The following is a 7,896-nucleotide window of genomic DNA, read 5'->3' on the forward strand; positions in this document are numbered from 1 at the left end:
AGAAATTCAATGGCATAATAGACTTGTACACGCCGTCCCGATGTGGTTATTTTCTACTAGATATCACCGCTTTGTCTAAATAATGCAGCATGAAAACAAGATGGATTTTTGACTCTTGGCTCGCTCGAAAAATTAGACAAGATTTACCTCTGCCGCGATTGCAATTCTGTAATGCTATTCCTGGAAGACTTGGATAATCACAAAGCGTTTACGGGCCATGATGATATCGAAATTCTGCCCTTTGAATGAGTAAAATGGTGCGAGCAGACCGGCTACGTCATATTTGTTCGGTAGTCCGGCGAGCCCGTTCGGTATTGATGGAATTGGCTTAACGCTAAGATAGGTCAGAATTTGTCATTAATTACGATGCAAGTGTCTGTTTATCTACAACAGCCCCTAATAGTCGGTTTATTATTCTACTCTCTAGGGCGCTGAGTTGACGTCAAGCATCCTCGGAATTGGAGACCATAACCGGCATTAAGCCCCTTAATTTTCTAATTTCAAAATAAGTCAGAGTACTGCATCTCTTATGCAATTATTGCAATATCTTCTGACAACATGCACTCCATGAACTGCAAAGAGAGCCTCCATGGTAGCCGTCTCGCCACAGTCATAGCAGCGGCTCGAAGGCTTTTCCGGGTCTCTAAATCTGATAAGCCTCGTTTCAACGGGTTTAACAGTCACTCTATTGGTTCCACAACTGGTCCTGTATTAAGCAAATTCAATGTCGATGTTAGACAACCGCAAAAAAGGTGTGATATTGTGAATGGCGGATAAATTGCGAGAAATGCTCAATGTAGTCTCGTAGACACGTAAAGGCTGAAAATCTTGCCATCAAAGAATAGCTAGGCTCATCCATTGTCTGACGAAAGCAATCTTGTCGAGATATACGGTCAGGAATTGGACTCGCTCAACAATTATCGCAAGTCCATCATGAAGGAGATTGCTTTGCTTGAAGCTAGAAAAGAAGGTTACCTGAGAAGGTATGAGCTCAATGAAATGCTATAGCAACTCAAGAATCAGGAAGACGAAATAAGAACAAGAGTCAGCTGGCAGAAGGAAGCCGCTGAGTGACGGAACCATTTTAGAGGGTTCTTTCAACCATTACCATGCCGCTGTAGCTCAGCCCGGGAGAGCACTCGACCTTTCTCTCTTATTATCGCTAAAGAAGGAAGGAGTGAAGCTGAAGACCGAGCTGTCGTAAGTTCAAATCTTACCGGCGGCATTTTCAAGTAACTAGAAACTCTATTCTCAATGTCCTTATCTTTCTGCCTGATTCGTTTCTGACAAAATGAAACTCAAATCTGCCTGTGACAGAATCGCCTTTCTCAAACGTAACTAATACTACAATGCTGTCTTGCTCCTTATTGTTGTTGACGAAGCGGATGTTTCTATTCATGCCAGCGTTAGCCATTACTGCAACTTTAAAGAAATGCTCGATTGCAGCCTTGCCATGCAAACCGTCTAGTTTGCTAAATGGCTCATAGATGGTGCAATCATTGACAAAGAGATTGACGAGACCTTGAACGTCCTTTTTGGTTATCAGCCTAAAGTACTCATAGACTAGCTCTTCGCTTGTGAATAATACCGTCTGCTTAACCATCGCCAATGTTATGGTACTATTCTATATCAATATCAGGAATGCACTGCATTGCACTAGATGCTTCTACGTTATCAAGCGCTAACAAGAAGAGATGTCATGGAGCAAGACTTTGAAAAACAGACAGAGCCATCGAATGGCATCAAATGTAATGTTGCTAGGGTTGATGTTTGTGGAGAGATCTTTGTTTGTTGTTATCGGCCTAATTGAGTGATAAGGCCATCCAATACTGTGGGGTCGGTCCCGTTCCACATAATCGTAACCCCATTGATCTCTTTGCTTATTGTGTTTACATTATTGACAATGTCTATGTTACTAAACAGAGATGGACTCACCTGTACGGTGACAAGTACCTTGGGATTTTCAGCAGTTGCCACTGGGATTACCGTGTTAGGAACCGACTGAAACAGCGAGTTGTCTACGACTTTCTCAAGTTGTATATCCAGGTTGTTAACTTTTGTAAAATCGACTCCGGCATACTCTTGTAGCAGAATACGCCTTGTAGGGCTTATTGCAGAGCTGTATCCTGCAGCCTTGATTATGCTCATTGCCTGATTTGTAGACGCCGCCGGATTTACAAGCTCTGACGGCGGAGTCGAGCCTGCTCCGTTTGAAAGCTCGTTGTCATAGCCGATATAGTCTAACCTTGTAGTACTGCTTTTAGCGTTAATGATTCCCTGCTGAATCACGGGTATAGAGTTTGCCTCAAGCATGTGCTTCTGCCCGGGGAACAAGCCAAGGGTTGCGAGCGAAAAGCTACTGACGATGTCAGCTGTCGTGAGGTGGTTGTTAATTACTGCCCTGGTGGCTGAATCTGACGAGATTACGACCACGTTGATTAATCGAGATGGCTGCTGAACGACCTTGATGCTTACGACGAAAGAATAGCCAGTGTTTGCACTGTTGTCCGTTGCTCTTGCGCTAAATGTATACGAGCCCAATCCTAGAGTAAAGTTGTTGGGACTCTTCCAGCTGGACCAGTCTCCCGTAGACCGGGGTACAACGGTCTGCCAATCTCCGCCGTTAAAGCTAAGTTGAACCGAACTAACACCGCTCCCGGTACCGTCAGTTGAGGTCCCCGTCACTTGGATGGCAACTGAACCTGGACTTGATGAGGTAGACAAGACAGCAAAATTAGTGCCAGTCGCAGGCGATGTAATGGCAACAACAGGAGGAAAGGTGTCAGATGCAAAAGGGGCCGGAACAGTAGCCAGAAAACTTGGCAAAATTATCATGGAAAGAACGGTCATCGCCACCATTCCAACCAGCGCTGTATGGTAAAGCATGCTATGATTGTCTTTATTTTTTCTGAAATTCTACAGGTGCAAAAGTGTTGTGCTCAGTAATCGTGTTTAATTTGAGAATAATAGGCACTTTCTTGTTGTATTATTGACAAATAATCAGCCTCTAGAGTGAGCATCAAGACCCCTAAATGATTCTGGAAAGACAAGCTTAGCTTGCAGTATCTGCTCCAATAGAGGGCTATGACATGGGCATGCATACAAGGCAGAAGATGCAGGTGTGCAAATGGAGCTAAACAGGCAGCATCTGTACAACATTTTAACAATATCCATTGCAGCGGTATTGTTGGATTTTCAGAAATGAAGCGTTCCTGAGTCTAAAACCTGTAGACTGAATTCCTTTTATACCTCCTCTCACTAACCAGCGCTGTTATGTCGCTTGCAGTAAGCTTATCCAGATTTAGTAAAGCTTTGTGCATCGCTGCTGTTTGTCTACTCTCGCTTGCGCTATTCCCTGTTTCTAATTTCTTACAAACCGCAAGTGCAATGCCTGCTATTTCATGTGGCGACATTCTTACATCTAATACGAAACTAGCCGATGATATTACGTGCACTGACGATCAGGGACTTGCCATCGGTGCTAACAACATCACGCTTGATTGCAATGGTCACGCAGTAAATAATATCACTCCATTTAACTTTGGAACTGGAATCAAGTTATCCGGAATATCAGGCGCCAAGATAAAGAATTGTAGTGTGACAGGTGAGTTCTACGGCTTTAACCTTGCAAATAGCTCAAACAACGTGCTTACCGGAAATACCGTAAATGACAGCACCTTTGGATTCTACATTGGCTATAACTCGAATTACAACAAGCTCATTAACAACAACTCTACGATAAGCAATAGCGAGAATTTCGCCCTTTATTCCAATACGCATAACACTTTAGCCGGAAACTATGCTGGCGATTATTACGGATACGACCTGCAGTTTAATTGCACTCACGAGTCACTTTTTAACAATACTGCAGTAGGCCATCCATTCTCAAACGGCATTGGATACAATATCGGCATCGGTTCTGACAATAATTTACTAAAGGGAAACACTGCAACCCTGTATGATTTCGGCTACTATCTGCTCCAAGCAAACAACAACACCCTTCAGAATAACAATGCAGTGCGTGACATCGACTTTGGATACTACCTTCAGACAAGCTCTAATAACAAGTTCGTTAGCAACGTAGGCTCGAATACCGGACCAGCATTATACTCTGGTTTTGGTGGAACAAGCTATTTTGCTCAGCCCGATTCAATCGCCAATCTCTTTGCAGCCAACCAAGCCAACAATAATACAAACGTCGGATTTTACGATCAATCTTTGGGCAAGGGCAAGAATGGAACTGCAAATAGGTATACAATTGACATGTGCAGCGGAAATTCGAACGGTGGCTCGAACCCCGGCGGGCTATGTGAGAACACCGGTGGTTTAGCCATAAATGTCAAGCTTTCGAATGTCGCTAGCGGTGTTTCGTCTCTTAACATGAATGTTACATTGATTGACGGTAGCTTGGTCCCATTAGCATGGCAAGTGAGAAATGTTCCGTCTCCTTCCAACGGTGAAAACGTGTTCTTTTCTTTCAATAATGTCCCTCCGGGTGTCACTCAGTATTTTGTCTGCGCAATGGAGTCTCCAAACACTAGCAACAACAGTTGTACCATTTACCCTCTGCCTGCCAACAACTTGGCAAAGGTGGACTATAACGTTCCTTAATCTACGGGAACTAGGAGCTGTTTGAAACAGTTTTGCAGTTTCTTGGGCGGCTTTTGTAGCTCTCAGCAATCGATTCTTCTAGACGGCGACTCTACAATTAGCAAATATGCTATTTGCCCGGCTCTTGCGTGACATCTCTCTCAGGGAACAAATTGCCGATTCTGATAATTGCAATTGTTTCTGTCTCCGCAACTATTTCGGTAGTCCTTGCCGCCCCTTTTCTATTAGCACGACCTGCTTCTGCCATGGGAGCAAATCCGTCTTCGTGTAACAACATCTATTCAACTACTATTACTTCAATGTCAATTAACAATGGTACAATGAGCTTTAATCCAATAGCAAACCCCGGAATTACTTTTGAGGCAAAGAACCATGTTGGATACACCATAACTTACACTTTACACGCTGCGAACCAAAGCCTAGCTGGGAATACCCATAACGGCAGTGCATTTATCAGCACGACAGCCCTAGGCAATTTTGTACATGACGAATGTGATTCGGGATTTGCTCCCAATTTGGACAAGACATTCACTCTAACGATGCCGTATGTCGGATATGGGCCAATCAATAGCCCATTTGCGACTGAAAGCGTTTTTTGGACACGTGGCTGGAGCCAAACTCTTGGGTTGCGTACAACGTAACCTGGTACAATTCACTGAACCAAACTACTACCGTTTCTAACACTACAGCTGGCTCTAATACAACATCAAATACCATTAGCAATGAATCTACAACCAATTCAAACTCATCAGTAATACCATCAACAGCAATTAATCAGGCAAGTTCAACTAACAATGGTTAGACTACTAGAACGCCTGCAGCTGCCGTCTCACGGGTACAGCAAGGCACAATTGCTACAAACGCCAGTGGATTTGCGACAATACTCGGTACAGCAAGTTCTGCTTATACAGGAACAGTAAGCTATACTGCTGGGAGCTCTGTTGAGCTTTGGATACTTCATCAATACGATGTGCCAAGTAGCCAAAACCTCAACACCACATTCAGCAAGCCAATGCTAGTCAATCTCAATGGCCAAACTTATGCCGTATCTGTAATCAATAATGCTGGCTCATCTGATGGTCAATCAGGCTGTACCGTATTTAGTGGAAATGGATTGATGCTGCACGCTTCTGGTCAGACAATTGCGGCATATTCGCTCAAGGTATCAGCAGATAGAGCCACTGTGGCAAACAATTTTGCAAGTGCGTTAGGCGGAGCTAGATTGCACTAAGCTGTACCTGTGATTGAAGACTAGAACAGCTATTGATACTTGACCAGAAGCCACACTGCAGAACAGTGAGCTATTGGATAAACGCGGTTTCTGGCGGGCAATAAAGAAAAGGAGGCTAGCTCCTCACTGCTGTGTTGTGTATGACTCCGTAGATTCCTGTTGTGCTGCTTGCTTCATCCTCATAGAGGCTAGTGCATGAAAAGTCAAAACAGGCGCTGTGCGATACTCCGTGACAGTATATGAAAAGGTAGCGGGCAACAATACCATTGGATCAGCACCACACATTGTTGGTCTCACTTGACATTGCGTCTGACCATCAGGAGATTATAGTTAACAAGATACTTTCAGTGATTGAAAACCACGTGCCTAGTTGGGAGTCTAGTCCGTTATCTGTCTAGATTTGCCTTCACTTCTGGGATTTTGCCTGTCTAGTCCATAGTAGCCTGCTGCGCCGAGTGGCCATATGGCTTTGACTGGCCTACCACGGACTTCAGCAGGTTTCGTTGTCCAACCCTGTTCTGCCGAACAGTAGTTAGCTTCTCTGGCTCATGGTATTTACGCCCTTGAGGACATACTTCGTGGCTGCTAATGCTATATCGCATGTCTGCCTATTGCAGCTTGCTCTCATCTAGCTGCGAGAGTAACCAAGGCGGGCATCGGTCTTATTGTCCAATCTGGCTGTTATCGAGCTTACTGCGCATTCATTAGGTCATTTCAGAGCGAAAGGCAGTTGTACCGTGGATAACTGGTAGTACCAGCGGATAAATGACCATTAGTGAGCTCAAACCTTGCCATTGCTGACCTTGGCTTTGTCGCCAAATGCCCATGCAAGCAGTGTGACCATGAGGCACGAATGGCGTGTGTTGAAACTGATTGCAATTGCTGCAACCTTGAATGCGCATACTCGCTGATAACAAGGAGAAGTTTTGAAGACGAATTGGCCTTCTGAAGCGTAAACCTTTCTTTAAAATTAAATACTAGGACAAGCTACTGAAAGGAACGCCTCGGTTACTTTGCCTTAGAGCAGCTTTGGTGATTGGGCATGGCAACAGCCGCTAGTCGGATATTGCTTGTGGAAGACGAGAAAGACATCCTATCAACCCTTAAACGAGGCCTCGAATCAGAGGGGTTTGCTGTTACGGCGTTTAACAGGCCGGAAGAGGCGCTTGCAAAGTATGACCATGCAGAGTACGACCTTGCACTTTTAGACGTTAGAATGCCGGGAATGAACGGTTTTGAGCTGGCACGGGCACTTTGGGAAAAGAATCCCGGTTTGCAAATTTGCTTTCTGACGGCCTTTGAAATCTACGCGGCTGAAGCGAGAAGGGCCCTTCCGAGCTTGAAGAACTATTGCTTTCTGACAAAGCCTATTGCCATTGAGGCACTGGCGAAGCATATTCGGACGCACTTGGCAAGGCGTTAGCCCAAGAATAATACATAATAAGTTGCCGGAAGGTTGGCCAGTCTCGAAACTAATCTGCTGATTCGATATTTACTCTGCGCGCAAACAGTTCTGACATTTCAAAATCAAACGCGGTTTGATGCAATCTGGTTCGGAGGTTAGACTCTGTTAACTTGGCGCGGGCTAGCGAAGGTCTCACAGGCATCCCAACACCCACCAAGTTAACAGCACCGATTCTTGCGATTGCTCGTACAAGGGCCAAGAACAGGACCATCAGCTATTTGATTGGCCTTGGCGAGGTCAGCGCGGAAGAAATCGAGGCAGACGTAACCGACCCCGCAAGACCTGCCCAGGAGAATAAGCCATACTGCGAAAAATGCCATGTTACCTATGCATCACTGGATAGCTACGGTAAGCACATCTCGTCTGCACATAACGGCAAAATCTAACCCTTCCTTTCATTATGAGCCAAAATACAAGGCCCCGTAGTGAACAGTCCAGGACTATGGCCTAATACTATTCCAAAGGCGTTATGACAAAATCATCGTGTCCCGTTATCGTCTTGTGCTCGTTGACTTCAGATAAAAACAGCACGACCAAGTCGCACAGTGTGCAACGGTACAATCTGTCCATTCGTTCAATAGTCGTAGAA

The 7,896-nt window shown here is 44.9% G+C and carries 7 protein-coding genes and 1 tRNA gene; 6 read left to right on the forward strand and 2 right to left on the reverse strand.

Annotation, left to right across the window (positions count from 1 at the left end; genetic code table 11):
• Positions 1-858: 858 nt before the first annotated feature.
• Together ABI361_07605 and ABI361_07610 are read left to right on the forward strand one after the other, a co-directional pair.
• The gene (locus tag ABI361_07605) at positions 859-1,008 is read left to right on the forward strand and encodes a hypothetical protein (GenBank protein ID MEO9320522.1); all 150 of its coding nucleotides are present in this window, start codon (positions 859-861) and stop codon (positions 1,006-1,008) included.
• 103 nt (positions 1,009-1,111) lie between these two features.
• Positions 1,112-1,225 (forward strand) — tRNA-Phe (locus tag ABI361_07610).
• 3 nt (positions 1,226-1,228) lie between these two features.
• Here ABI361_07610 and ABI361_07615 read toward each other — a convergent pair.
• Positions 1,229-1,603 (reverse strand): nuclear transport factor 2 family protein, encoded by a 375-nt coding sequence (locus ABI361_07615; protein MEO9320523.1) that lies wholly within the window; start codon positions 1,601-1,603, stop codon positions 1,229-1,231.
• A 191-nt stretch (positions 1,604-1,794) separates the two neighbouring features.
• Entirely contained in the window at positions 1,795-2,685 is an 891-nt protein-coding gene (locus ABI361_07620; GenBank protein ID MEO9320524.1) for a hypothetical protein, read from the reverse strand.
• A gap of 4 nt (positions 2,686-2,689) precedes the next feature.
• On the opposite strand from ABI361_07620, the gene ABI361_07625 reads away from it, so the two are divergent.
• From ABI361_07625 to ABI361_07640, 4 genes are all read left to right on the forward strand, one after another.
• Positions 2,690-2,881 (forward strand): hypothetical protein, encoded by a 192-nt coding sequence (locus ABI361_07625; protein ID MEO9320525.1) that lies wholly within the window; start codon positions 2,690-2,692, stop codon positions 2,879-2,881.
• Positions 2,882-3,387: 506 nt separating this feature from the next.
• Positions 3,388-4,611, forward strand: coding sequence for a right-handed parallel beta-helix repeat-containing protein (locus tag ABI361_07630; protein ID MEO9320526.1), 1,224 nt, complete (start codon positions 3,388-3,390; stop codon positions 4,609-4,611).
• Positions 4,612-6,884: 2,273 nt separating this feature from the next.
• Complete coding sequence (locus ABI361_07635) at positions 6,885-7,265, forward strand: response regulator (GenBank protein MEO9320527.1); 381 nt, start codon at positions 6,885-6,887, stop codon at positions 7,263-7,265.
• A gap of 152 nt (positions 7,266-7,417) precedes the next feature.
• On the forward strand, positions 7,418-7,693 hold the full coding sequence (locus ABI361_07640; GenBank protein ID MEO9320528.1) for a hypothetical protein: 276 nt from the start codon (positions 7,418-7,420) through the stop codon (positions 7,691-7,693).
• Positions 7,694-7,896: the final 203 nt, after the last annotated feature.

Origin of the sequence: Nitrososphaera sp. (assembly GCA_039938515.1) — an archaeon.
Taxonomy (GTDB): Archaea; Thermoproteota; Nitrososphaeria; order Nitrososphaerales; family Nitrososphaeraceae; genus Nitrososphaera.

What these genes read in the sequence shown, in the direction of transcription:
- ABI361_07635 (MEO9320527.1), top strand. Translation starts at nt 6,885, where the DNA reads ATGGCAACAGCCGCTAGTCGGATATTGCTTGTGGAAGACGAGAAAGAC.
- ABI361_07625 (MEO9320525.1), top strand. Translation starts at nt 2,690, where the DNA reads ATGGCAACTGAACCTGGACTTGATGAGGTAGACAAGACAGCAAAATTA.
- ABI361_07630 (MEO9320526.1), top strand. Translation starts at nt 3,388, where the DNA reads ATGCCTGCTATTTCATGTGGCGACATTCTTACATCTAATACGAAACTA.
- ABI361_07615 (MEO9320523.1), bottom strand. Translation starts at nt 1,603, where the DNA reads ATGGTTAAGCAGACGGTATTATTCACAAGCGAAGAGCTAGTCTATGAG.